Consider the following 1057-nt stretch of genomic DNA (forward strand, 5'->3'; position numbering starts at 1 on the left):
GATAAATTGCAAGAATAAGTGCAACATTTAGTCAAACTCATCCTCTAGAGCTTCACAAGCAGTTCTGTAAGCTAAACATTTTCGCGGTCTGTGATTGATATCATATAAGGCTTTGTTCAAAGCCTCCTCAGAGATGGTGGCTAAATCTGTTTTCTTTGGGAAATATTCTCTTAGTAAGCCATTTGCGTTTTCATTGCTTCCTCTCTGCCAGGATGAATAGGCGTCCGCAAAGAAAAAGGAAATTCCTAAGTTCTCTACCAGAGGATAGCAGGCAAACTCTTTTCCCCTGTCTGAAGTGAAGGTTTTAAGAGCCTCTTTTGGAAATAGCTTACAAAGTTGTTTGATGGCTAAAAACATGGATTTGGCTGTTCTGTCTGGTATCTTGAAAGCTAAGTAAAAGCGCGTTTTTCGCTCCAGAAAGGTCGCTAAACAGCCCTTGCTCTTGCCTCTGGAAGACACCACAGTATCAAGCTCCCAGTGGCCAAAAGTCTCACGATTCCTGACCTCTTTAGGACGTTTGGCAATTGATGTGCCAATCCTAAATGTCCCACGTGTTTCTTTGGGTTGTCGAGTCTTTCCTTTACGACGCAGGACGCTTAAATCCAGATCAATCAAACCGGCGTAGAGCCAGTTATAGATGGTTTTAAAAGCTACCATTGGCTTTTGTTCAAGCTGATAGCGGCCACAAATCTGTTCAGGCGACCAAGAGGATTTTAAACCGTCCTCAATTTCCTTTTTCAACTCTGGTGTCAAACAAGACTTCCGACCTTTTTGTTTAGCCCTGTGGTCGTACTGTTCCTGTGCTAAGGCTGCGGAATAGCCATTTTGGCATCGTCTTAACTCTCTTGAGATGGTGGATCTATGTACGCCAAGTTTGTTGGCAATTTGGCAAGGTTTCAAACCTAATTCCAAATAGGCTTCTATCTTTATTCGCTCGGTTATGGTAAGATGGGAGTAGCTCATAGTGTTTCCTCGGGTTCTGTTTGTGTGGTTACTTACAGTTTACACCAATGAAAGGCTATGAGTTTTTTTGTTGCACTATATTTTACAATTTATC

The 1057-nt window shown here is 42.1% G+C and carries 1 protein-coding gene; it reads right to left on the reverse strand.

Annotated features, from left to right (window positions below):
* Positions 1-27: 27 nt before the first annotated feature.
* Positions 28-963 (reverse strand): IS30 family transposase, encoded by a 936-nt coding sequence (locus AX662_RS08955; protein WP_060972226.1) that lies wholly within the window; start codon positions 961-963, stop codon positions 28-30.
* Positions 964-1057 lie beyond the last annotated feature (94 nt).

The organism is Streptococcus sp. CCH5-D3 (assembly GCF_001556435.1).
In the GTDB taxonomy this organism is placed as follows: Bacteria; Bacillota; Bacilli; order Lactobacillales; family Streptococcaceae; genus Streptococcus.

Coding starts and splice junctions, on each gene's coding strand:
- AX662_RS08955 (WP_060972226.1), bottom strand. CDS start 963: ATGAGCTACTCCCATCTTACCATAACCGAGCGAATAAAGATAGAAGCC.